Consider the following 24,220-nt stretch of genomic DNA (forward strand, 5'->3'; position numbering starts at 1 on the left):
GCGGGCGTCGGACGGTTGTCGCTCGGAGGTGGGCAATTGCCCTATTGGCCAGCTTGATCGTCAAACGCATGCCGCCGCCATCGGGCTCCTGAGCGCGCCCGTGAGGGCGCGCATCGTCGCCCGCTGTGCCGATCGTCGGGCTCCTCAGCGCGCCCGTAAGGGCGCGCATCGTCGCCCGCTGTGCCGATCGTCGGGCTCCTCAGCGCGCCCGTAAGGGCGCGCATCGTCGCCCGACTAGGCTCGCCGATGTGGTCGAAGCCCTCCATGTGCCCCCCAACGCGTCGGCGCGGGTAGTGGTACTGGCCTCGGGCACCGGATCGCTGCTGAACTCCCTGATCGCCGCCGCGGTCGCGGACTATCCTGCCCGGATCGTCGCCGTCGGCGCCGACCGCGACTGCCTGGCCACCGAGATCGCCGCGGCCGCGTCCCTGCCCACCTTCACCGTCCGGCTCGGCGACCACCCCGACCGCGACGCCTGGGACACCGCTATCACCGAGGCCACCGCCGCTCACTCGCCCGACCTAGTGGTGTCCGCGGGATTCATGAAAATCCTTGGACCACAATTCCTTTCACGGTTCTACGGACGCGTCATCAACACGCATCCGGCGCTGCTGCCGGCGTTCCCGGGCGCGCATGGGGTGGCCGACGCGTTGGCCTACGGCGTGAAAATCACAGGCTGTACGGTGCACCTGGTGGACGCCGGGACGGACACCGGGCCGATCCTGGCGCAGCAATCCGTTCCCGTGCTCGACGGCGACAACGAAGAGACTTTGCATGAACGCATCAAGGTCACCGAACGCAAGCTGCTCGCGGACGTGGTGGCCGCGATCGCAACCGGCGGGCTGACCCTGGTCGGGAGAAAAGCGACGATCGGATGAAAGGCGACAACGGATGAGCACCGACGACTGGCGGGAGAACGCCAAAAGGCCGATCCGCCGCGCCTTGATCAGCGTGTACGACAAGACCGGGCTCATCGACCTGGCCCGGGGGCTGGCCGCGGCGGGCGTCGAGATCGTCTCCACGGGATCCACCGCGAAGAACATTGCCGAAAAAGGCATTCCGGTGACCCGGGTCGAGGAACTGACCGGGTTCCCCGAAGTGCTCGACGGCCGCGTCAAGACCCTGCACCCGCGCGTGCACGCGGGCCTGCTGGCGGATCTGCGCAAACCCGAGCACGCCGAGGCGCTCGAACAGCTCGGCATCGCGGCCTTCGAACTCGTCGTCGTCAACCTGTACCCGTTCAGCGAGACGGTGGACTCCGGCGCGAGCATCGACGATTGCGTCGAACAGATCGACATCGGGGGACCGTCGATGGTGCGGGCCGCCGCGAAGAACCATCCCAGCGTGGCGGTGATCACCGACCCGCAGGGCTATGACGGCGTGCTGGCCGCGGTCCGGCAGGGCGGGTTTACGCTCGCCGAGCGCAAAAGACTGGCGGCGCTGGCGTTTCAGCACACCGCCGAATACGACATCGCGGTGGCGAGTTGGATGGAGTCGACGCTGGCCCCCGAACATCCAGCGACCGCCTTCCCGAAGTGGCTGGGCCGCAGCTGGCGCCGCTCGGCGATGCTGCGCTACGGCGAGAACCCGCACCAGCAGGCCGCGCTCTACAACGACCCGAGCGCGTGGCCCGGGCTGGCCCAGGCCGAGCAGCTGCACGGAAAAGAGATGTCCTACAACAACTTCACCGACGCGGACGCGGCATGGCGGGCCGCCTTCGACCACGAAGAGACATGCGTGGCAATCATCAAGCACGCCAACCCATGTGGAATCGCGATTTCGTCGGCCTCGGTGGCGGACGCCCATCGCAAGGCCCACGAATGCGATCCGCTGAGCGCATTCGGCGGGGTCATCGCGGCCAACACCGAAGTCAGCGTCGAGATGGCCGAATACGTCAGCACGATTTTCACCGAAGTCATCATCGCGCCCGCCTACGATCCGGCCGCCCTGGACATCCTGACCCGCAAGAAGAACATCCGGGTGCTGGTCGCCTCCGAGCCGCTCACCGGCGGCACCGAACTGCGGCCCGTCAGTGGCGGGCTGTTGGTGCAGCAGCGCGACGAACTCGACGCCCACGGGGACAACCCGGCGAATTGGACCCTTGCGACGGGGGACCCCGCCGACCCGGAAACGCTGGCGGACCTGGCTTTTGCCTGGCGGGTATGCCGCGCCGTCAAATCGAATGCGATCGTGATCGCCGCCGGTGGCGCCACCATCGGCGTCGGCATGGGTCAGGTGAACCGCGTCGACGCCGCGCGGCTGGCCGTCGAACGCGGCGGGGATCGGGTGCGCGGCGCGGTCGCGGCCTCGGACGCGTTCTTCCCCTTCCCCGACGGACTCGAGACGCTGACCGCTGCCGGGGTGAAGGCCATCGTGCATCCGGGCGGATCGGTGCGCGACGACGAGGTGACCGCGGCCGCGGCCAACGCCGGCATCACGCTGTATCTCACTGGGGCGCGCCACTTCGCCCACTGAAGATCGGCAATTGTCGATCCCAGTCCTTGCTCTATGGTCGCGAATGGAAATAGCATCACTTTGGGTCGGCAATAGCGGGGCGAACACAATTCGAGAGGAATTGATATGCGCGCGAACGCAATACGAACGGCCACAATTTCCGTCGCGATTGCGAGTGTCGCACTCGTCGGCGCAGGATGCTCGGCAAATAAATCGGGTGAAGCCGGCAGTTCAACAACTACACCCGCTTCGTCGGCCGCAACCTCGAGCTCAGCCGCCGCGGGAACATCAGCAGCAACGACTCCGAGTGCGCCAGGCAGCACGACGCAGATTCCGGGCGCAAACGGCACGCCGTACACCGTTCAGGGACCAATTTTGGCGAAGTACCAGTCCCTCGACGACAAGGCGCGCAAGGACTTAGGGGCCCCGAAGGATAATCAGCAAACGAATCCCGACGGTGGCACCTACCAGCAATTCGATGGCGGCGTCATCGTCAACAAGACGCAGGCCTACGTGGTGTGGGGCTTGATCCGCGACAAGTGGAATGAGCTCGGCGGTTCGCAGGGCAAGCTCGGGTATCCGACCAGTGACGAGGTCGACACCCCCGATGGCATGAAGAAGTCGACTTTCGAGCACGGCACGATCACGTGGAAGCCGGGTGACGCGCAGGCCGTCGTCAGCTACAGCTGAGCGGTGTTCGGGTGCAGCATCGCGCTGCGCTCGGGATCTCCGACCGGGTGCCGGGCAGTCGATCAGCCTGCCCGGCACCCGCGTACTTGGGGGAGGGCATAGTGTCCCATCGGCGGCATCGTCGTAGCGTGGAGTGGTGACGTCACCGAGCAACCTGCCCCGCACCGTCGGCGAACTGCGCGCCGCCGGTCACCGTGAACGGGGAGTCAAGCAGGAAATCCGCGAAAATCTGCTGACCGCACTGGCCGACGGGCCGGACAGCGCAGCCATCTGGCCTGGCATTCTGGGATTCGACGACACCGTCTTGCCCCAGCTCGAGCGGGCTTTGATCGCGGGTCACGACTTCGTGCTGCTCGGCGAGCGCGGCCAGGGCAAAACCCGGCTGCTGCGTGCGCTGGTCGGGTTGCTCGATGAGTGGACGCCGGTGATCGCCGGGGCCGAACTGGGGGAGCATCCGTTCTCGCCGATCACGCCGGAGTCGATCCGCAAGGCCGCCACCCTGGGCGACGACCTGCCGGTGGAGTGGAAGCACCGCAGCGAGCGCTACACCGAAAAGCTCGCCACGCCCGACACCAGCGTCGCCGACCTGGTTGGCGACATCGACCCGATCAAGGTCGCCGAGGGCCGCAGCCTGGGGGACCCCGAGACCATCGCCTACGGGCTGATTCCGCGCGCGCACCGCGGCATCGTCGCGGTCAACGAACTTCCCGACCTCGCCGAGCGCATCCAGGTGTCGATGCTCAACGTGATGGAGGAGCGCGACATCCAGGTCCGCGGCTACACGCTGCGCCTGCCGCTGGACGTGTTGGTGGTCGCCAGCGCCAACCCCGAGGACTACACCAACCGCGGGCGCATCATCACCCCGCTCAAGGACCGCTTCGGCGCGGAGATCCGGACCCACTATCCGCTCGAGCTCGACGCGGAAGTCGGGGTGATCGCGCAGGAGGCGCACCTGTCGGCGCAGGTGCCCGACTACCTCATGCAGATCATCGCCCGGTTCGCCCGCTACCTGCGGGAGTCGAATTCCGTCGACCAACGCTCGGGGGTGTCGGCGCGGTTCGCCATCGCCGCCGCCGAGACCGTCGCGGCCGCCGCCCGCCATCGCGGCGCGATCCTGGGGGAGACGGACCCGGTGGCACGGGTGGTCGATCTGGGCACCGTGATCGACGTCCTGCGCGGCAAGCTGGAATTCGAGTCCGGCGAGGAAGGCCGCGAACAGGCGGTGCTCGAACACCTGCTGCGCCGCGCGACCGCGGACACCGCGTCGCGGGTGCTGGGCGGCATCGACGTCGGATCGCTGGTGTCGGCGGTCGAGGGCGGGTCCGCGGTGACGACGGGCGAGCGGGTGTCGGCAAAGGACGTGCTGGCCGCCGTCCCGCGCCTGCCGGTGGTGGACAAGATCGCGGACAAGCTGGGCGCGCGGTCGGAGGGCGAACGCGCCGCCGCGCTCGAGCTGGCGCTCGAGGCTTTGTATCTGGCCAAGCGCATCGACAAGGTGTCCGAGGAGGGGCAAACCGTCTATGGCTAATAGAGGGCACTCATCGCGGTACTCGGCGTACACCGGCGGGCCCGACCCGCTGGCTCCGCCGGTGGATCTGCGCGAGGCGCTCGAACAGATCGGCCAGGACGTCATGGCCGGTACCTCGCCGCGACGCGCGCTCTCCGAGCTGCTGCGCCGCGGCACCAAGAACATGCCGGGCGCGGACCGGCTGGCGGCCGAGGCCAACCGACGGCGACGGGAGTTGTTGCGGCGCAACAACTTGGACGGCACGCTGCAGGAGATCAAGAAACTGCTGGACGAGGCGGTGCTGGCCGAACGCAAGGAGCTGGCCCGCGCGCTCGACGACGACGCCCGCTTCGGCGAACTCCAACTGGACGCGCTACCGGCGTCGCCGGCCAAGGCCGTCCAGGAGCTTTCCGAGTACAACTGGCGCAGCGGCGAGGCGCGCGAAAAGTACGACCAGATCAAGGATCTGCTCGGCCGCGAGATGCTCGACCAGCGCTTCGCGGGCATGAAGCAGGCGCTTCAGGGGGCCACCGACGAGGACCGCCAGCGCGTCAACGACATGCTGAACGACCTCAACGACCTGCTGGACAAGCACGCGCGCGGCGAGGACACCCAGGAAGACTTCGAAAACTTCATGGACTCCCACGGCGAGTTCTTCCCGGAGAACCCGCGCAACGTCGACGAGCTGCTGGACTCGCTGGCCAAGCGGGCCGCCGCCGCGCAGCGCTTCCGCAACAGCCTCAGCGCCGAGCAGCGCGCGGAGCTGGATGCCTTGGCGCAGCAGGCATTCGGCTCACCGGCCCTGATGGAGTCGCTGAGTCGGCTCGATGCGCACCTGCAGGCGGCGCGGCCCGGGGAGGACTGGACCGGATCCGAACAGTTCTCCGGTGACAACCCGTTCGGGATGGGTGAGGGCACCCAGGCGCTGTCCGACATCGCCGAGCTCGAGCAACTGGCCGAGCAGCTCTCGCAAAGCTATCCCGGCGCCACCATGGATGACGTCGACCTCGACGCGCTGGCACGCCAGCTCGGCGACGAGGCGGCCGTCGATGCCCGCACGCTCGCCGAATTGGAACGTGCGCTGGTGAATCAGGGCTTCCTGGACCGCGGTTCCGACGGCCAGTGGCGGCTGTCGCCGAAGGCGATGCGCAGGCTCGGCGAGACGGCGCTACGCGATGTGGCGCAACAACTTTCCGGGCGGCGCGGTGAGCGTGATCATCGGCGGGCGGGTGCGGCCGGCGAGCTCACGGGCGCCACCCGGCCCTGGCAGTTCGGTGACACCGAACCGTGGAACATTTCGCGCACGCTGACCAATGCCGTGCTGCGGCAGGCGGGAACGGCCACCCTCGATGGGCCGGACGCGCGGTTGAAGATCTCCGTCGACGACGTCGAGGTCTCCGAGACCGAGACCCGCACGCAGGCCGCGGTCGCGCTGCTGGTCGACACGTCGTTTTCCATGGTGATGGAGAACCGCTGGCTGCCGATGAAGCAGACAGCGCTGGCGCTCAACCACTTGGTGTGCACGCGTTTTCGCTCGGATGCCTTGCAGATCATCGCCTTTGGCCGCTACGCCCGGACGGTGACCGCCGCCGAACTCACCGGCCTGGAAGGTGTCTACGAGCAGGGGACCAACCTGCATCACGCGTTGGCGCTGGCGGGGCGTCATCTGCGCCGCCACCCCAATGCCCAGCCCGTCGTGCTGGTGGTGACCGACGGCGAGCCGACCGCCCACCTGGAGGACTTCGACGGTGATGGCACGACGGTCTTCTTCGACTACCCGCCGCACCCGCGGACCATCGCCCACACCGTGCGCGGCTTCGATGAAATGGCGCGCCTCGGTGCGCAAATCACGATCTTCCGGCTGGGCAGCGATCCCGGCCTGGCGCGCTTCATTGACCAGGTCGCCCGGCGCGTCGAGGGACGCGTCGTGGTGCCCGATCTCGACGGGCTGGGAGCGGCGGTGGTCGGCGACTACCTACGTTCCCGCCGCCGTCGATAGACCATAAAAGGAGAAATCCCGTGAGCAAGGTTCCCACGATCGAACTCAACGACGGTGTCGAGATCCCGCAGCTCGGTTTCGGGGTGTTCCAGATCAAGCCCGACGAGACGGCCGCGGCGGTCAAGACGGCGCTCGACATCGGATACCGGCACATCGACACCGCCGAAATGTACGGAAATGAAAAGGAAGTCCGCCAAGGCATCCGCGACGCCGGCCTTGAGCGCGGCGAGGTCTTCATCACCAGCAAGCTCAACAACGGCTTTCACAAGCCCGATGACGCGCGCCGCGCCTTCGACCAAACGCTGAAGGCGCTCGATTCGGACTACGTCGACCTGTTTCTCATCCACTGGCCGCTGCCCACGCTCTACGACGGCGACTTCGTCTCGACGTGGAAGGTCTTCGAAGAGTTCGCGCGGGACGGACGCGCGCGCAGCATCGGCGTGTCGAATTTCCAAGTCGCACATTTGAATCGGCTCGCCGACGAAACCGACACCGTGCCGTCGGTCAACCAGATCGAGGTTCATCCATACTTCGGCAACGACGAGGTGAGGGCGTACGGACGCGAGCACGGCATCGCCACGGAGGCGTGGGCACCCATCGCCCAGGGCAAGGTGCTCGACGATCCGGTGATCAACCGCATCGCCGGGTCCCGCGACAAAACGCCCGCACAGGTCGTGTTGCGCTGGCACATTCAGCGCGGCGACATCGTCTTCCCCAAATCGGTGACACCGGCACGGGTCAAATCCAACTTCGAGCTGTTCGACTTCGAACTGGACGATTCCGACATGGACGCGATCTCAGCGCTGAACAAGGGTGAGTCGGGACGCAACGGACCCAACCCTGACACCTTCGACTACGTGCCCCGCTGAGGCTCCGTCGCTGGGAAGCGGCTACCCGCCGCGGGGCCTGCGGGCCTTACGCGCGATCCCGACGGCTCCCCACAGCGAGAAGCCGCGAATGTGGACCGTCGGTGCCCCGGGAGTGCCCTGGCCGTGGACGCCGCGGTCGAAGTTTCCCATCACCCCGCGGCCGTGCACCTCCACGTTGACTTCGGGCGGCAGCAAAATGTTCTGCACGCCCATAATCGACATCGCGTGGATGTCAACCTCGGTCGAGGTGAAGTCGGCGTAGCGCAGATCGACCACCCCGCTGCCCCACAGGGTGAAGGTGGTCAGCTTCTTCGGCACGTTCCATCGGCCGCGCCGCTCGAAGCCACTCATCAACGCCAGCAGTAGCGTCGACGGCGCCGGATTGGGTTTGCCGCCGCGGCGCGGGCTGATCGGGGCGCCGGGCAGATCGGCCCTCAACCGGTCCAGTTCCTCATACGTCGTCGCGGCATAGGCCCTGGTCAAACGGTCTTCGTAGTCGTTGAGCTGCAGGCGGCCCTGCTCGGCCGCGTACGCCAGCAACTGCGCAGTCTGTATGCGATCGGTATCGGCCGCGCGCGACGGCTGGTCGCGCGTGTCCTCCGCATCCCGTTGCGTTGAGTTGCTCATCACCCACGAGCCTACGACGTCCAGGTTTTGCTGCAAGAGGATTGGCTAAACTGCAACCTTGCATCGGCTCGGGCCGGACCGCCGGCCGATTTGGCCGGACCACTCTTAGACATCTGGCTAACTTGTCGTTGGCTAACTCGTCCAGCGGGGTGGCCGCTTCTCCAGGAACGCCAACATGCCTTCGCGGGCCTCGTCGGACACGAAGAGCCGCGCCGATTCCTCGGCGAGCCGTTCGGCGTCACGGTCGAACCCTTCCAACACAGCGGCCGTCGTCAGCGCCTTGGAAGCCGCGAGCCCCTGCGGTGACCCACGGCCCACATCGGCGACCAGTTTCTCGGCCGCGGCGTCGACGTCCTCGGCGGCCATGGTGATCAGCCCGATTTCCGCCGCCGCGTCGGCGTCGAATGTTTCGCCGGTCAGGTAGTAGCGCGCCGCGGCGCGCGGCGACAATTTCGGCAGCAGAGTCAACGAGATGATCGCCGGGGCGACGCCGATGCGCGCCTCGGTCAGCGCGAACGTGCTGCGCGGCCCGGCGACCGCGATATCGCAGGCACCCACGAGGCCGAAGCCGCCGGCCCGGACATGGCCGTTGATGGCGGCGATCACCGGCAGTGGCGAGGCGACGATGGCCCGCATCAAAGCGGTCATCTCCCGGGCCCGGGCGACGGCCATGTCATAGGCAGGGGGTGGCGACCCGCTTCGCCCGGCTGCGCCGCCGCCCTCGCTCAGGTCCGCGCCGGCGCAGAAGGTGCCCCCGGCGTGGCCCAGCACCACCGCGCGCACGGCCGGATCCGACGAGGCGTCGCGCAGCCCCTGGTGCAACTGGGCGACCAGCGTGGTCGACAGCGCGTTGCGGTTGTGCGGTGAGTTCAGCGTCAGCCGCGCGTACGGCCCGCCCGTGTCGGCGGGTCCGGCGTATTCGACGAGGGTGTCCATTTAGTAGCTTCGCGGCAGGCCCAGTGACGTCTGCGCGACGAAGTTCAGCACCATCTCGCGGCTGACCGGGGCGATGCGGCCAAGCCGGGCCGAAGTCAGCATGGCGCCCACACCGTATTCCTTGGTGAGCCCGTTGCCGCCCATCGACTGCACGGCCTGGTCCACCGACCGGGTAGCAGCTTCGGCCGCAGCGTATTTGGCCATGTTCGCGGCCTCGGCCGCAGCCATGTCGTTGCCGGAGTCATACAGGGTCGCGGCCTTCTGCATCATCAGCTTGGCGAGTTCGACCTCGATGTGGCACTGCGCCAACGGATGTGACAGCCCTTGGTGCGAGCCGATCGGGGTTCCCCACACCTGGCGGGTCTTGACGTACTCGGCGGCCCGGTCCAGCGCGAACCGCCCCATCCCGACCGAGCTGGCCGCGCCCATGATGCGTTCGGGGTTCAGGCCGGCGAAAAGCTGTGCGATGGCGGCATCTTCGGCGCCGACGAGTGCGTCGCTGGGCAACCGGACATCGTCGAGGAAGACCTGGAATTGGCGTTCGGGGCTGATCAATTCCATTTCGATGGGCGTGTAGGTGAAGCCGGGCGCATCGGTGGGCACCACGAACAGCGCGGGGCGCAGCTTGCCCGTTTTGGCCTCCTCGGTGCGGGCCACCACGAGCACGGCCTGCGCCTGGTCGATGCCGGAGATGAACACCTTCTGGCCCTTGAGGACCCAGTCGCTGCCGTCGCGGCGGGCCGTGGTGGTGATCTTGTGCGAGTTGGATCCGGCGTCGGGCTCGGTGATGGCGAACGCCATGGTCAGTGTCCCGTCGGCGATACCGGGGAGCCAGCGCTTCTTCTGCTCCTCGGTGCCGAACTTGCTGATGATGGTGCCGTTGATGGCGGGCGAGACCACCATGAGCAGCAACGCGCTACCGGCGGCGGCCATCTCCTCCATCACCAGCGACAGCTCGTACATTCCGGCGCCGCCACCGCCGTACTCCTCGGGCAGATTCACGCCCAGGAAGCCGAGTTTTCCTGCCTCCGACCATAATTCGTCGGTGTGCTCGTGGGCGCGCGCCTTCTTCAGGTAGTACTCGCTGCCGTAGTTGGACGCCCATTCAGCCACCGCCTTGCGCAGGGCCTGACGCTCCTCGTTCTCGATGAAGCTGCTGTCGGTCACTGGGGATCTCCTTCTGATTGCGGCGCTTCGACTCTTGCCAGTACGGCGCCCACTTCGACTTGCTGACCGGTCTTGACGTCGAGTTCGGCGAGAACGCCGTCGACCGGTGCTGTGATGGTGTGTTCCATCTTCATGGCTTCCAACCAGATCAGTGGTTGACCGGCGGTGACGGTGTCGCCGATCGCAGCGCCGAGTCGGATGACGTTGCCGGGCATGGGGGCGACCAGCGATCCCTTTTCGACGGTCGAACCGGGCTCGGGGAAGCGCGGCAGCGCGATCAGGTGCACCGGTCCGCGCGCGGAGTCGACGTAGACGTCGGAATCGCTGGGGTCGTAGCGCCGCACCGAGAAGTGGTGGTCGACGCCGTCCGTCCTCAATACCACAGCTTTCGCCGTGGCCGACACCAATTGCACCGAAGGATCGTCGGGCAGGACCAACCGGGTTCTGTCGAACCGGTATTGAATGCGGTGTTCGTTGCCGTCATCGTCACCGTAGGTCTTGACCTGATAACCCGACCGCAGGTTTCGCCAGCCGCTGGGGATGGCACCCAACACCGGGGCGAGCGCTCGGTTGCGCGCGGCGTCGGCGAGGGCGGCGGCGATCGCCGACAGACGAACCGCTGCGGCGTCACCCAGCGGCGCCGATAGTTCGGCCAGGCCGTGCGTGTCGAAAAACGCTGTGTCGGTGGCGCCGTCGAGGAACGCTGGATGCCGTAACACATTCACCAGCAGGTCGCGGTTGGTGCGCAGCCCGTGCACCCGGGCGCGCGTCAGCGCGTCGGCGAGAACCAGCGCCGCCTGGCGGCGTGTCGGGGCGTAGGAGATGACCTTGGCCAGCATCGGGTCGTAGTGGATCGACACCGTGAATCCGTCGGCGATCCCCGAATCCAGCCGGATGCCGGTCCGTTGTCCCAGCGAGCCGAACTCGGCTCGCACGGAGGGCACCTCGAACGCGCGCACCACACCGGCCTGGGGCTGCCACTCGCGTGCGGGATCCTCCGCGTAGAGCCTGGCCTCGATCGAATGACCCTGGGCGGCAGGAGGTTCGGCGTCGAGGCGGGCTCCGTCGGCCACCGCGAGCTGCAGCTCCACCAGGTCGAGCCCGGTCGTCTCTTCGGTGACCGGGTGCTCGACCTGCAGCCGGGTGTTCATCTCCAGGAAGTAGAACTCGCCATCGTCGTCGGCCAGGAACTCCACCGTCCCAGCCCCGGTGTAGCCGATCGCGCCGGCGGCCAGTCGCGCCGCGTCGAACAGCTTGGCGCGCATGCCCGGGGTGCGCTCCACCAGCGGGGAGGGGGCCTCCTCGATGATCTTCTGGTGGCGGCGCTGAATCGAGCACTCGCGTTCCCCGACGGCCCACACCGTGCCGTGGGTGTCGGCCATGACCTGAACCTCGATGTGGTGGCCGGTGGGCAGGTAGCGCTCGCAGAACACCGTCGGATCGCCGAACGCGGACTGCGCTTCGCGGCGCGCCGCCTCGACTTCTGCTGGCAGGGCGGACAATTCGCGTACCACCCGCATGCCCCGCCCGCCCCCGCCCGCGGAGGCCTTGACCAGCACCGGCAGCTGCGCCTGGGTGACTGTGTCGGGATCGAGCTCGTCGAGAACGGGCACGCCGGCGGAGGCCATCAGCTTCTTGGCCTCGATCTTGGAGCCCATTGCCCGCACCGCGTCCACCGGCGGGCCGATCCAGGTCAGTCCGGCGTGCTGGACGGCGGCCGCGAAATCGGTGTTCTCCGAGAGGAACCCGTAGCCGGGGTGGATCGCGTCGGCGCCGGCGGCGCGGGCCGCGGCGATGATGGCCTCGGCGTTGAGATAGTCGTTGGTCTTGGGCAGCCGCACCCGGGCGTCGGCCTCGGCGACGTGCGGCGCGCCGGCGTCCGGGTCGGTGTAGACGGCGACGGTGCCCAGGCCCAGCCGGCGGCACGTGGCGAACACCCGGCGCGCGATCTCGCCGCGGTTGGCAACCAGAACTCGAGTAATCATGGGGCTCACATCCGGAAGACGCCGAAGTTCGACGTCCCCTTGATCGGGCCATTGGCGATGGCGGACAAACAGATTCCCAGCACGGTCCGGGTGTCCCGTGGGTCGATCACCCCGTCGTCGTAGAGCATCCCGGACAGCACCAGCGGCAGCGACTCCGCCTCGATCTGGCCCTCGACCGCGGCCCGCATCGCCGCGTCGGCCTTCTCGTCGACCTGCTGGCCGCGGGCTTCCGCGGCCGCGCGGGCCACGATCGACAGCACCCCCGAGAGCTGGGCGCCGCCCATCACCGCGGACTTCGACGTCGGCCAGGCGAACAGGAACCGCGGATCGTACGCGCGGCCGCACATACCGTAGTGGCCCGCGCCGTAGGACGCGCCGATCAGCAACGAGATGTGCGGGACGGTCGAATTGGACACGGCGTTGATCATCATCGAGCCGTGCTTGATCATCCCGCCCTCCTCGTAGTCCTTGCCCACCATGTAGCCGGTGGTGTTGTGCAGGAACAGCAGTGGCGTGTTGGAGCGGTTGGCCAGCTGGATGAACTGCGTGGCCTTTTGCGACTCCTCACTGAACAGCACGCCGCGCGCGTTGGCCAGGATCCCGATCGGGTAGCCGTGCAACTGGGCCCAGCCCGTCACCAGTGAGGAGCCGTACAGCGGTTTGAATTCGTCGAATTCGGATCCGTCGACGATCCGGGCGATCACTTCGCGGGGATCGAATGGGATGCGCAGATCCGCGGGGACGATGCCGATGAGCTCCTCGGTGTCGAACAACGGCTCGGTGATCGGCTTGGGTTTCGGGCCCTGCTTGGTCCAATTCAGCCGGGCGACGATGCGGCGGCCGATGCGGATGGCGTCGAGTTCGTCGACCGCGAAGTAGTCGGCCAAACCCGAGATCCGGGCGTGCATTTCGGCGCCGCCCAGCGATTCGTCGTCGGACTCCTCGCCGGTGGCCATCTTCACCAGTGGGGGACCGGCGAGGAACACCTTGGAGCGTTCCTTGATCATCACCACGTGATCGGACATCCCCGGGACGTAGGCGCCGCCCGCGGTGGAGTTACCGAATACCAAAGCGATGGTGGGGATCCCGGCCGCCGAAAGCCTGGTCAGGTCGCGGAACATCCGCCCGCCGGGGATGAAGATCTCCTTCTGGGTGGGCAGGTCCGCGCCGCCGGATTCCACCAGCGAAATCACCGGAAGTCGGTTCTCGAAGGCGATCTGGTTGGCCCGCAGGATCTTCTTCAGGGTCCATGGGTTGCTGGTGCCGCCTTTGACCGTCGGGTCGTTGGCGACGATCATGCATTCGACGCCCTCGACCACACCGATGCCGGTGACGGTACTGGCGCCGACCTTGAAGGCGCTGCCCCAGGCGGCCAGTGGGCTGAGCTCCAGGAACGGCGAATCCGCGTCGACGAGCAACTCGATGCGCTCACGCGCAGTCAGTTTGCCACGTTCGTGGTGCCGCTCAACGTATTTGGGTCCGCCGCCCGCCAGCGCATTGGCCAGCTCGGCGTCGATCTCGTCGAGTTTCGCGATCGCCGCCGACGCGGCCTCGGTGAACACGGCGTCGTCGTGGTTGAGTGTGGATTGCAGCGTGCTCATCTGGCGCCACTCCTCCTCATCGCTGCGATCATGACTGGAACCCCAGGAGTTTGGCGGACAGTGCGGTCAGGATTTCGGTGGTGCCGCCGCCGATCCCCAGGATCCTCATGTCCCGGTATTGGCGCTCGACCTCGGATTCGGCCATATAGCCCATGCCGCCGAACAGCTGGACGGCCTGGTTTGCCACCCATTCGCCGGCCTCGACGGCGGTGTTTTTGGCGAAACACACCTGCGGGATCAGATTCGTCTCGCCGGCGAGCTGGCGTTCCACCACGTGGCGCGAGTAGACGCGGGCCACGTCGATGCGGCGGGCCATCTCGGCCAGCGTGTTCTGCACCGACTGCCGCGAGATCAGCGGGCGGCCGAACGTCTCGCGGTCGCGGCACCATTGCACGGTCAGGTCCAGGCACCGCTGGGCGCTCGAATATGCTTGTGCGGCAAGGCCGATTCGCTCGGCGACGAAGGCCTGCGCGATCTGGGCGAACCCGCTGTTCTCGGCGCCGACCAGGTTGGCCGCCGGCACCCGGACGTCGGTGTAGGACAGCTCGGCGGTGTCCGAGGATCGCCAGCCCATCTTGTCAAGCTTGCGGCTCACCTCGAAGCCGGGCGTGCCTTTTTCGACCACCAGCAACGAAACCCCCGCCGCGCCAGGGCCTCCGGTGCGCACCGCGGTGACGACGTAGTCGGCGCGCACGCCGGAGGTGATGTAGGTCTTGGCGCCGTTGACGATGTAGTGATCACCGTCGCGCTCGGCGGAGGTCCGCAGGTGGCCGACGTCGGAACCGCCGCCCGGTTCGGTGATGGCCAGCGAACCGATCTTCTCGCCCGCCAGCGTCGGCCGGACGAACTCCTCGATGAGCCGCTCGTCGCCGGAGGCGATCATGTGCGGCACCGCGATGCCACAGGTGAACAGCGACGCGAACACGCCCCCCGGGGCTCCGGCCTGATGCATCTCTTCGCAGATGACGACCGCGTCGGCGCCGTCGCCTCCCCCGCCGCCGACCGATTCGGGGAAGCCCGCGCCCAGCAGCCCGGCGGCCCCGGCGCTGCGGTGCAATTCGCGCGGCAGCTCGCCGCTGCGTTCCCACTCGTCGACGTGGGGCAGGATCTCGCGTTCCGCGAAGGAGCGCACCGTCTTTCGTAGCTGCTCACGCTCGGGTGTGGTCCAAAGATTCATGACAACAGACTCTCCGGGATGTCGAGGTGGCGGCCGCGCAGCCATTCGCCCAACCCCTTGGCTTGAGGATCGAATCGGGCTTGGTAGGCGACGCCCTGGCCGAGGATGCCGTCGATGACGAAGTTGACCGCCCGCAGATTCGGCAACACGTGGCGGGTGACATCGAAGTCCGCCGCCTCGGGGAGTAGCTCCTTGAGCCGTTCGACGGTCAACGTGTGGGCCAGCCACCGCCATTGCTCGTCGGTGCGGACCCACACACCGACGTTGGCGGAGCCGCCCTTGTCGCCGCTGCGGGCACCGGCGATGCGGCCGAGTGGCGCCCTGCGCAGCAGGCCATCCGGAAGCGGCTCGGGCAGCGGCGGGGGATCGGCCGGAGCCAACACCAAAGTATCGGTGGCGCAGGGGATATCGATGCGCGTCCCGTCGGCGTGCACCGCGACGTGCGGCACCTGGTCGGCGTCGACGTAGCCGGGGGTGAACACGCCGTAGACCTGGCCGTCGCCCGGCGGTGCGGTCACGTGGAAGCCCGGATAGCTGGCTAGCGCCAACTCCACTGCGGCCGAAGAGAATTGGCGTCCGACATTAACGGGATCGGGGTCGCGCACGACGCAGTGCAGCAGCGCGCTGGCGGCCTCCTCGGTGTCGGCGTCGGCGTGGTCGGTGCGGGCCAGGGTCCACTGCAGTTCGGCGGGCTTGACGGTGAGCGCGGCGTCGAGTTGCCGGCGCACCAGCTCCGCCTTGGCCTCGATGTCCAGGCCGGTGAGCACGAAGGTCATCGAGTTGCGAAACCCGCCGATGCTGTTCAGCGACACCTTGTAGGTGGGCGGCGGGGCTTCGCCGCGCACGCCGCTGATGCGCACCCGGTCCGGACCGTCGGGCGCGAGCTCAACGGTGTCCATCCGGGCGGTGACGTCGGGGTTGGCGTAGCGCGCCCCGGTGATCTCGTACAGCAGCTGGGCGGTGACGGTGTCGACGCTGACCAAACCGCCGCTGCCGGGGTGCTTGGTGATCACCGAGGATCCGTCGGCATAGACCTCGGCCAGGGGAAAACCGGCGTGGGTGAGGTCGGCGATTTCGGTGAAGAACGCGTAGTTGCCGCCGGTGGCCTGGACCCCGCATTCGATGACGTGGCCGGCGACCATGGCGCCGGCGAGCTGGTCGTAGTCGGTGCGATGCCAGCCGAAATGCGCGGCGGCCGCCCCGACGATCACCGACGCGTCGGTGACCCGGCCGGTGACGACGACGTCGGCGCCGCCGGCCAGGCAGTCGACGATGCCCCAGGCGCCCAGGTAGGCGTTCGCGGTCAGCGGGCTGCCCAGGCCCAGTTCGGCGGCGCGGGGCAACAGGTCGTCGCCTTCCACGTGCGCGATCCGGGCGTCGATACCCAGGCGCTCGGCCAGCGCGCGGATCGCGTCGGCAAGCCCGGCCGGGTTGAGGCCGCCTGCGTTGGCCACGATGCGGACCCCGCGGTCGCGGGCCTCGCCCAGGCAGTCCTCGAGTTGCGTCAGGAAGGTCTTGGCGTAGCCGCGCTCGGGGTGCTTCATCCGGTCCCGGCCCAGGATGAGCATGGTGAGTTCGGCCAGGTAGTCGCCGGTGAGGTAGTCGACCTCGCCACCGGTGAGCATTTCGCGCATGGCCGACAGCCGGTCGCCGTAGAACCCGGAGCAGTTCGCGATCCGGACGCAAGCGCCGGAAGCAGAGGCCATGCCCGTCCTCCATTCAGGGATTCACCGGTGAGACCCAACCAACCAACCGGTAGGTTATCGGGTACCGCGGGTGTCACGTCAAGGATCCCACTTCGGGGCGGGTGCGCCAGGGCCGTGCTAGCGCAGGGTGCGATCCGGGGCGGCGGGCGTCGGTTTTGGCGACGAGCGGACCAGCGACTATCCTGATACCCGATCGTCGCCCGTTCGGCCTCCCGGCCCACGCCGCGCGACATGCCGAACCGCAAGCCACATTGAGGAGTCAGGCCCGACCATGGCCGTACCCAAGCGCAGAATGTCGCGCGCGAACACCCGTAGCCGGCGCGCGCAGTGGAAGGCCGAGAAGACCGAACTCGTCGGTGTCACGGTCGCAGGTCAGCGGCACAGAGTGCCGCGCAGGCTGCTCAAGGCCGCCCGCCTCGGCCTGATCGACCTCGACCGCCGCTGACCCGATGGCGGCGGCCCGCCGCTGACCTGATGGCGGCGGCCCGCTGCGCCCGGCTTCGCCGCACTTGCGACCGCCGCTAGAACCTCACCGGCGCGCCTCTCAGGTCAGTCTCAGGCGGTGGGACGAAACTAGGGGCCGTGCGAATACTGGTCGTCGACGACGATCGCGCCGTGCGCGAGTCGCTGCGTAGGTCGTTGTCCTTCAACGGCTACTCGGTCGAGTTGGCCCATGACGGGGTCGAAGCTCTCGAACTGATCGCAAGCGATCGCCCCGATGCGCTCGTCCTGGATGTGATGATGCCGAGGCTGGATGGCCTCGAGGTGTGCCGACAGCTCCGCAGCACCGGGGATGACCTGCCGATCCTGGTGCTCACGGCGCGCGATTCGGTCTCCGAGCGGGTCGCCGGCCTGGACGCCGGCGCCGACGACTACCTGCCCAAGCCGTTCGCCCTGGAAGAACTGTTGGCCCGGATGCGTGCGCTGCTGCGCCGGACCAAGCCGGAGGACGAGGCCGAATCGGTGGCGATGAAGTTCTCCGACCTCACCCTGGACCCGGTGACCCGCGAGGTCACCCGCGGGGAGCGCCGGATCAGCCTGACGCGCACCGAATTCGCGTTGCTCGAAATGCTGATCGCCAATCCCCGCCGCGTGCTCACCCGCAGCCGCATCCTCGAGGAGGTATGGGGGTTCGACTTCCCCACCTCGGGCAATGCGCTGGAGGTCTACGTGGGCTATCTGCGCCGCAAAACCGAAGCCGACGGTGAGTCCCGGCTGATCCACACCGTGCGCGGGGTGGGTTACGTCCTGCGGGAGACACCGCCGTGACGATGCAATCCCCACGATGATCAAGTTCCCCCGGCCTCCGCGCCCACCCATGCGCCCACCGCTGCGCGCGACCCCGTCGCTGTCGTTGCGGTGGCGGGTCATGCTGCTGGCGATGTCGATGGTCGCCATGGTCGTGGTGCTGATGGCGTTCGCCGTCTACGCCGTGATTTCGGCCGCGCTCTACAGCGACATCGACAACCAACTGCAAAGCCGGGCCCAGCTGCTGATCGCCAGCGGTTCCCTGGCCGCCGACCCCGGCAAGGCGATCGAAGGCACCGCCTATTCGGACGTCAACGCGATTTTGGTGAACCCGGGCCACGCCATCTACACCGCCCAGCAGCCCGGTCAGACCCTGCCGGTTGGTCCGGCGGAGAAGGCGGTCATCCACGGCGATCTGTTCATGTCGCGGCGCACCGCCGGCGATCAGCGGATCCTCGCCGTCCATCTGCAGAACGGCACCTCGCTGCTGATCTCCAAGAGCCTCAAGCCGACCGAGGCGGTGATGAACAAACTGCGCTGGGTGCTGCTGATCGTCGGCGGGGTCGGGGTGGCCGTCGCCGCGGTCGCGGGCGGCATGGTCACCCGGGCCGGCCTGCGCCCGGTGGGCCGCCTGACCGAAGCGGCCGAACGCGTCGCGCGCACCGACGACCTGCGACCCATCCCCGTGTTCGGCAGCGACGAATTGGCCCGGCTCACCGAGTCGTTCAACCTGATGCTGCGGGCGTTGGCCGAATCGCGGGAACGGCAGGCGCGGCTGGTCACCGACGCCGGGCATGAACTGCGCACCCCGCTGACGTCGCTGCGGACCAACGTCGAGCTGCTGATGGCGTCGATGGAACCCGGAGCGCCGCGGCTACCCGAACAGGAGATGGTCGACCTGCGCGCCGACGTGGTCGCTCAGATCGAGGAATTGTCCACGCTGGTAGGCGATTTGGTGGACCTCACCCGCGACGACGCCGGCCAGGTGGTGCACGAGCCGGTCGACATGTCCGACGTGGTCGACCGCAGCCTGGAGCGAGTCAGGCGGCGCCGCAACGACATTCACTTCGACGTCGACGTGACGCCGTGGCAGATGTACGGCGACGCCGCCGGCCTGTCGCGCGCGGTCCTGAACCTGTTGGACAACGCGGCCAAGTGGAGCCCGCCGGGCGGTCACGTCGGCGTCACCATGCGGCAACTCGACCCGTCGCACGCCGAGCTGGTGGTCGCCGACCACGGACCCGGGATTCCACCGCAAGAGCGCCGGCTGGTGTTCGAGCGGTTCTATCGTTCGACGACGGCACGGGCCATGCCCGGCTCCGGCCTCGGTCTGGCGATCGTCAAGAAGGTCGTGCTCAACCACGGCGGCTTGCTGCGCGTCGAGGACACCGTCCCGGGCGGCCAGCCCCCGGGTACCTCCTTCTATGTGCTGCTGCCCGGACGGCCACTGCTGCCGGCGACATACTCCGCGACCGAGCCGGAGGCCGGCCAGGTAGACGCCGCGACCGAGGCGGGCGGGCCGGCGGCCGGCGACGAGGCGAACTCTGGGGAATCGGCGAACGTTATCTCAGTGGACTCTCAGTCCGCGCGGGCAAGGTAGGTCTGCGGCTACTGTTGAACCCAGCCGTCGACTTGCCGAAACACTGAGATAGAGGAAGAGCGACTTAGCGACATGACGAATGACCCGAGGTATTCGCCACCGCCGCAGCAGCCGGGATACCCTCCCGCGCCGAATCAGACTGCGTCCGTCCCGAGCCACGCGGGGTCCTCGGGCTATGCCCAGGGACAGCAGCAGCCGTACAACCAGCAGTTCGACTGGCGCTATCGGTCGCAGCCGTCGCAGACGAGCCAGTTCCGTCCGCCCTACGAACCGTTCGGCAACACCGGCCCTGGCCGGATCCCCGGCACGGGTCCGATGCCCGGCATGCTGCCCGGTATGCCGGCCGCACCGGAACCGCGAAAGCGTTCTCGCGCAGGGCTTTTGACCGCCGGGGCGTTGGCCATCGCGGTGGTGTCGGCCGGTATCGGCGGCGCGGCGGCGACGGCGATCGAGCTCGGCGACCACGCCTCGGGCAACGGCGGCGGGCGGGTCGTGGGGGCGGCGCCCAGCGTCCCGGCCGCGAACATGCCACCGGGCAGCGTCGAACAGGTGGCCTCCAAGGTCGTGCCCAGCGTCGTGATGCTCGAGACCGATATCGGAAGGCAGTCCGAAGAAGGCTCCGGGATCGTCCTGTCGACCGACGGGCTGATCCTCACCAACAACCACGTCGTCGCGGCCGCGGCGGGATCGCCCAAGCCTCCTGCGGGTCTCCCCGGGGCCCCGGTGCCTCCCGTCGCGCCGGGCGGACCCGGCGGACCCACACCGAAAACCACGGTGACCTTCTCCGACGGTCGTACCGCCCCGTTCACCGTCGTCGGCACCGATCCCACCAGCGACATCGCCGTGATTCGCGTGCAGGGCATGTCCGGACTCACGCCCATCTCCCTGGGCTCCTCGTCGGATCTGCACGTCGGTCAGCCGGTGGTGGCGATCGGGTCGCCGTTGGGTCTGTCGGGCACGGTGACCACCGGGATCGTCAGCGCGCTCAACCGGCCGGTGTCCACGACGGGTGAGTCGGGCAACCAAAACACCGTGCTGGACGCCATTCAGACCGATGCCGCGATCAACCCCGGTAACTCCGGCGGCGCGTTGGTCAACATGAGCGGCCAGCTGGTGGGCGTCAACTCCGCGATCGCCACCCTCGGCGGCGAATCGCCGGACGCCCAGAGCGGCTCGATCGGGCTGGGCTTCGCGATCCCCGTCGACCAGGCCAAACGCATCGCCGACGAGTTGATCGCCACGGGCAAGGCGTCGCACGCCTCGCTCGGCGTCCAGGTGACCAGCGACAAGGGCACCCCGGGCGCCAAGGTCGTCGACGTCGTCGCGGGCGGCGCCGCCGCCGCCGCGGGCGTGCCGAAGAACGTGGTCGTCACCAAGGTCGACGACCGCCCGATCAACAGCGCAGACGCGTTGGTGGCCGCGGTGCGCTCCAAGGCGCCCGGCGACAAGATTTCGCTGACGTTCTCCGACCCCGCCGGCGGCGGGAGCCGGACTTTGCCGGTGACTCTCGGGAAGGCGGACCAGTAGTGAGAGTGGACGAACCCTCGACGACGGGGTTGTCGGAGCTCGGATATACGGTTGCACCCATGGAAACGGGGGCGGAATTGGTAGTTGGCCGGGCTCTGGTCGTGGTGGTCGACGACCGCACCGCGCACGGAGACGAGGACCACAGCGGCCCGTTGGTCACCGAGCTGCTGACCGAGGCGGGATTCGTCGTCGACGGTGTGGTGGCGGTCGCCGCCGACGAGGTCGAGATCCGCAATGCGCTGAACACCGCCGTGATCGGCGGGGTGGATCTGGTCGTCTCGGTCGGCGGCACGGGTGTCACCCCACGCGACGTCACCCCGGAGGCCACCCGCGAGATCCTCGATCGCGAGATCCTCGGTATCGCGGAGGCGATCCGCGGCTCGGGGCTGTCGGCGGGCATCATCGACGCCGGTTTGTCCCGCGGTCTGGCCGGGGTCTCCGGCAGTACGTTGGTGGTCAACCTGGCCGGCTCCCGCTATGCGGTGCGCGACGGAATGGCGACTCTTAATCCGTTGGCGGCCCAGATCATTGGGCAGCTGTCGAGCCTCGAGATCTGATTCGCGGTCCTGGGGTCGGTCCGGCGGTGACAAGACCTTCCGGTTTCGAGGCCGAATTCGTTTCACGAACCCAGGAGTCAACGGACGGGCTCGATTCCAACGCGTACGAGCACGAGCAGTGGTTGCGGGAGAACGTGCCCCCGCACCACCGTTGAGCAGCGGCTCGCGTGTAAAGACATCACGACGCGGTCAACCTTTGGTGACTAATCGTTCGGGAAATGTGTGATAGCGCACAACCTGGCATAGCGTTTTCTCCGGGCGGCAGCGCGCTGCCCCGATAGTCGGCGCTACGGGAGGTGTGCGCATGATAAAGGGATTCAAGAGTTTCGTGATGCGCGGTGACGTGATCACCGTGGCCATCGGTCTGGTCGTAGCCCTGGCCTTCTCCAACCTCGTCAAGGCCTTCACCGACAGCGTGATCAACCCGCTGGTCGCCGCCGTGCAGCCCGGTACGAAATTCGGATTGGGTTGGCAGCTCGGCGATGCGGGGAACAAGGCGACCTTCCTCGACATCGGATCGTTCATCTCGGCGATCATCTACTTCGTCGTCTTCATGACGGCCGTGTACTTCATGATCGTGGTGCCGTACAAGCACATCCAGGCCCGCCGCGGCGTCACCGTGTTCGTGGAGGAGCCGGCCACCAAGGCATGCGCGGAGTGCAAGTCCGACATCCCGGAGGCCGCGCGCAAGTGCAAGTACTGTGCCAGCCTCCAGACGGCCTGATCCAGCGAATACGGATGCGAGGCTGGGGCGACCCGCTCAGTGCAAGGTAAGCGTCACCGTCTGGCCCAACGCCGAGCCCGCCACCGTGTTCGCCACACGAGCCGGCAGCGCAACCAACACTACGCGGTCGGCATCGGCGGACTGGAGCTTTTCCTTGGCCGACACGAGGACCACGACGGCGTCGGTCGCCACCACCCTGGGGGCGGCATGGGCGGTTTCCGGCGCGCCGGTCGCCGGCGCCGCCAACACGTCGACCACATCCCCGGCGCGGACGAGGTCGATCAACGCGCCGTCCGCCAGATGCAGCGGCACGATGCGGGCCCCCGGTCCCGCCTTCGACCCGATCGCCGCCTCGGCCAGCCGGTTGCCCAGTAACCGGACGTCGGTGAGCACCTCGCCACGCCTGGCCGGGCCGGCCAGCGTCGAACCCACCACCGCGCCCACGTCGGCGCGAGCCCCGTCGGGAACTGTTGAGGCCAAACGCTTTTCGATTCGGACGTCGGCGGCGGTCAACGCGTTGCCGGGGCGCAGGTCGTGGTCGGCGACCACCACCTGCGTGTAGTCACCGGCGGGATTGGAGCGCAGCGTCGCGATGCCGGCCAGCACGACCAGCCCGCCCGCCGCGACGCGGCGCGCCAGCACGGTGCGGGTCCAGTCCGGTCGCAACCACAGCGACAGCCGGCTCAATACGCTTGGGTTCAGCGATGATTCGCCCACGGGGCAACGGTAGGCGCAACGCGGTGCCCGGGTCGCCGGTCAGCGACGCGCGTGTGGATAACGCTCAGTTGGTGGCCGCGGCGGCGGGGGAGGGTGTGGAGCTGCTGCTCGACTTCTCGCTCGAGGCGGACTTGTCATTGGAACCGGACTTCTCGCTGGAACCCGAGCTCGAACCCGAGTCGCTCGACGAGGAGCCGTTGGTGGAGGCGCTCGACTTCTTGCCGGACTCGCGGCTGTCGGTGCGGTAGAAGCCGCTGCCCTTGAACACCACTCCGACGGAGTTGAAGCGCTTGCGAAGCCGACCGGAGCAGCGTTTGCACGTGGTCAGCGCATCGTCGGTGAAGGCCTGCACGATGTCGAAGCGATCGTCGCACTCGGTGCATTGATAGCTGTAAGTCGGCACGAAAACCTCCGGATGATTGCAAACCTGGTTAGCACTCTAGCGTCTCAAGTGCTAGAACCGCCACGTGACATGTCTCATTCCCGACATGTCAGTGCGAATCGAGGGCGATCAGCCCTCGTTGCGGCGTGAGCGCGTGGGTCATCGGGACGTCGTGCGGACCGGCCGGGATCTCGTCCAGCAATTCCGCGTCGCGGACGAGCGCCACCAGCGGCGCGTGGGGGTCACGGCCGCCCAGCGAGCGGTCGTAGAACCCCCGCCCCCGGCCCAGCCGCACGCCGGCGCGGTCGACGGCCAGCGCCGGCACCAGCACCAGGGCGGCCTCCGCCAGGGCCGCCGCCGGCAGCCACGGCTGCGGGGGCTCGAGCAATCCCCACCGGCCGGTGGTCAGGGTGCCGGGCCGGTATTCGCCCCACGACAGCGGCAGCGGCGTGTTGTCGGCGGTGGTACGCGCAACCGGCAGCAGCACCCGGCCGGCGCGGCGCAGCAACATGTCCAGCAGCTCAATCGACCCCGGCTCGGTGCCCACCGGCACATAGGCGCAGACCGTGCTGTCGCTGGCCACAATGCTTTCCGGGGCTTCCAACTTTTCCCGCAGTAGGTCCGCCTCGGCGGCCCGAACGTCGTCGGCAACGCGGCGCCGGGCCGCGAGTAGCTGTTCGCGCAACGCGGCCTTGCCCGTGGTTGCCATGCGTCAACCATGACAGCCAGGACTTTGCCCGCGCCACA

22 protein-coding genes are annotated in these 24,220 nt (G+C 68.1%); 12 read left to right on the forward strand and 10 right to left on the reverse strand.

The genetic code is table 11. The features are described from left to right. The first annotated feature begins 248 nt into the window (after positions 1-248). From purN to W7U_RS01375, 6 genes are all read left to right on the forward strand, one after another. A complete protein-coding gene (purN, locus tag W7U_RS01350; protein ID WP_008254024.1) occupies positions 249-878 on the forward strand; it encodes a phosphoribosylglycinamide formyltransferase in 630 nt (209 codons plus the stop codon). 13 nt (positions 879-891) lie between these two features. Beyond that, positions 892-2,475: a bifunctional phosphoribosylaminoimidazolecarboxamide formyltransferase/IMP cyclohydrolase gene (gene purH / locus W7U_RS01355; RefSeq protein ID WP_008254027.1), complete on the forward strand. Its 1,584-nt coding sequence runs from the start codon at positions 892-894 to the stop codon at positions 2,473-2,475. 105 nt (positions 2,476-2,580) lie between these two features. Further along, positions 2,581-3,144, forward strand: coding sequence for a hypothetical protein (locus tag W7U_RS26370; protein WP_026071410.1), 564 nt, complete (start codon positions 2,581-2,583; stop codon positions 3,142-3,144). 133 nt (positions 3,145-3,277) lie between these two features. After that, positions 3,278-4,672 carry an ATP-binding protein gene (locus W7U_RS01365; protein WP_008254031.1) on the forward strand — a complete coding sequence of 465 codons (1,395 nt, stop codon included), beginning with the start codon at positions 3,278-3,280 and terminating at the stop codon, positions 4,670-4,672. Further along, positions 4,665-6,650: a VWA domain-containing protein gene (locus W7U_RS01370; protein ID WP_026071411.1), complete on the forward strand. Its 1,986-nt coding sequence runs from the start codon at positions 4,665-4,667 to the stop codon at positions 6,648-6,650. The genes W7U_RS01365 and W7U_RS01370 overlap by 8 nt, the downstream gene beginning before the upstream one ends. A 20-nt stretch (positions 6,651-6,670) precedes the next feature. Continuing rightward, on the forward strand, positions 6,671-7,519 hold the full coding sequence (locus W7U_RS01375) for an aldo/keto reductase (RefSeq protein WP_008254041.1): 849 nt from the start codon (positions 6,671-6,673) through the stop codon (positions 7,517-7,519). A 21-nt stretch (positions 7,520-7,540) separates the two neighbouring features. Here the strand turns inward: W7U_RS01375 and W7U_RS01380 are convergent, their stop codons facing one another. The 7 genes from W7U_RS01380 to W7U_RS01410 all read right to left on the reverse strand — a co-directional run bounded on the left by W7U_RS01380 (position 7,541) and on the right by W7U_RS01410 (position 16,718). Beyond that, the gene (locus W7U_RS01380; protein ID WP_008254042.1) at positions 7,541-8,146 is read right to left on the reverse strand and encodes a DUF1707 domain-containing protein; all 606 of its coding nucleotides are present in this window, start codon (positions 8,144-8,146) and stop codon (positions 7,541-7,543) included. 132 nt (positions 8,147-8,278) lie between these two features. Further along, positions 8,279-9,082, reverse strand: a complete 804-nt coding sequence (locus W7U_RS01385; RefSeq protein ID WP_008254044.1) for an enoyl-CoA hydratase family protein — start codon at positions 9,080-9,082, stop codon at positions 8,279-8,281. Continuing rightward, the gene (locus W7U_RS01390; protein ID WP_008254047.1) at positions 9,083-10,249 is read right to left on the reverse strand and encodes an acyl-CoA dehydrogenase; all 1,167 of its coding nucleotides are present in this window, start codon (positions 10,247-10,249) and stop codon (positions 9,083-9,085) included. Then, entirely contained in the window at positions 10,246-12,234 is a 1,989-nt protein-coding gene (locus W7U_RS01395) for a biotin carboxylase N-terminal domain-containing protein (protein WP_008254049.1), read from the reverse strand. The genes W7U_RS01390 and W7U_RS01395 overlap by 4 nt, the downstream gene beginning before the upstream one ends. A 5-nt stretch (positions 12,235-12,239) precedes the next feature. Beyond that, a complete protein-coding gene (locus W7U_RS01400; protein WP_008254056.1) occupies positions 12,240-13,835 on the reverse strand; it encodes an acyl-CoA carboxylase subunit beta in 1,596 nt (531 codons plus the stop codon). 28 nt (positions 13,836-13,863) lie between these two features. Next, complete coding sequence (locus tag W7U_RS01405) at positions 13,864-15,012, reverse strand: acyl-CoA dehydrogenase family protein (RefSeq protein ID WP_008254058.1); 1,149 nt, start codon at positions 15,010-15,012, stop codon at positions 13,864-13,866. After that, a complete protein-coding gene (locus W7U_RS01410) occupies positions 15,009-16,718 on the reverse strand; it encodes an acyclic terpene utilization AtuA family protein (protein WP_008254060.1) in 1,710 nt (569 codons plus the stop codon). The genes W7U_RS01405 and W7U_RS01410 overlap by 4 nt, the downstream gene beginning before the upstream one ends. A 271-nt stretch (positions 16,719-16,989) precedes the next feature. On the opposite strand from W7U_RS01410, the gene rpmF reads away from it, so the two are divergent. The 6 genes from rpmF (at position 16,990) to W7U_RS01440 (ending at position 22,374) form a co-directional block, all read left to right on the forward strand. Beyond that, entirely contained in the window at positions 16,990-17,163 is a 174-nt protein-coding gene (rpmF, locus tag W7U_RS01415; protein WP_008254062.1) for a 50S ribosomal protein L32, read from the forward strand. A 137-nt stretch (positions 17,164-17,300) separates the two neighbouring features. Beyond that, positions 17,301-17,987 carry a two-component system response regulator MprA gene (mprA, locus tag W7U_RS01420; RefSeq protein WP_008254065.1) on the forward strand — a complete coding sequence of 229 codons (687 nt, stop codon included), beginning with the start codon at positions 17,301-17,303 and terminating at the stop codon, positions 17,985-17,987. 16 nt (positions 17,988-18,003) lie between these two features. After that, positions 18,004-19,566: a HAMP domain-containing sensor histidine kinase gene (locus W7U_RS01425; protein WP_008254067.1), complete on the forward strand. Its 1,563-nt coding sequence runs from the start codon at positions 18,004-18,006 to the stop codon at positions 19,564-19,566. Positions 19,567-19,638: 72 nt separating this feature from the next. Next, the gene (locus W7U_RS01430; protein ID WP_008254070.1) at positions 19,639-21,093 is read left to right on the forward strand and encodes a trypsin-like peptidase domain-containing protein; all 1,455 of its coding nucleotides are present in this window, start codon (positions 19,639-19,641) and stop codon (positions 21,091-21,093) included. 59 nt (positions 21,094-21,152) lie between these two features. Further along, positions 21,153-21,650 (forward strand): MogA/MoaB family molybdenum cofactor biosynthesis protein, encoded by a 498-nt coding sequence (locus tag W7U_RS01435; RefSeq protein ID WP_008254072.1) that lies wholly within the window; start codon positions 21,153-21,155, stop codon positions 21,648-21,650. Between the two features lie 304 nt (positions 21,651-21,954). Beyond that, a complete protein-coding gene (locus W7U_RS01440; protein ID WP_008254074.1) occupies positions 21,955-22,374 on the forward strand; it encodes an MscL family protein in 420 nt (139 codons plus the stop codon). Positions 22,375-22,410: 36 nt separating this feature from the next. On the opposite strand, the gene W7U_RS01445 is transcribed toward W7U_RS01440, so the two are convergent. The 3 genes from W7U_RS01445 to W7U_RS01455 all read right to left on the reverse strand — a co-directional run bounded on the left by W7U_RS01445 (position 22,411) and on the right by W7U_RS01455 (position 24,182). Beyond that, a complete protein-coding gene (locus W7U_RS01445; RefSeq protein ID WP_008254088.1) occupies positions 22,411-23,091 on the reverse strand; it encodes an SAF domain-containing protein in 681 nt (226 codons plus the stop codon). 64 nt (positions 23,092-23,155) lie between these two features. Further along, positions 23,156-23,494 (reverse strand): FmdB family zinc ribbon protein, encoded by a 339-nt coding sequence (locus tag W7U_RS01450; protein ID WP_008254090.1) that lies wholly within the window; start codon positions 23,492-23,494, stop codon positions 23,156-23,158. Between the two features lie 88 nt (positions 23,495-23,582). Then, positions 23,583-24,182: a 5-formyltetrahydrofolate cyclo-ligase gene (locus tag W7U_RS01455; protein ID WP_008254092.1), complete on the reverse strand. Its 600-nt coding sequence runs from the start codon at positions 24,180-24,182 to the stop codon at positions 23,583-23,585. Positions 24,183-24,220: the final 38 nt, after the last annotated feature.

The organism is Mycobacterium sp. H4Y (genome assembly GCF_000364405.1).
In the GTDB taxonomy this organism is placed as follows: Bacteria; Actinomycetota; Actinomycetes; order Mycobacteriales; family Mycobacteriaceae; genus Mycobacterium; species Mycobacterium intracellulare.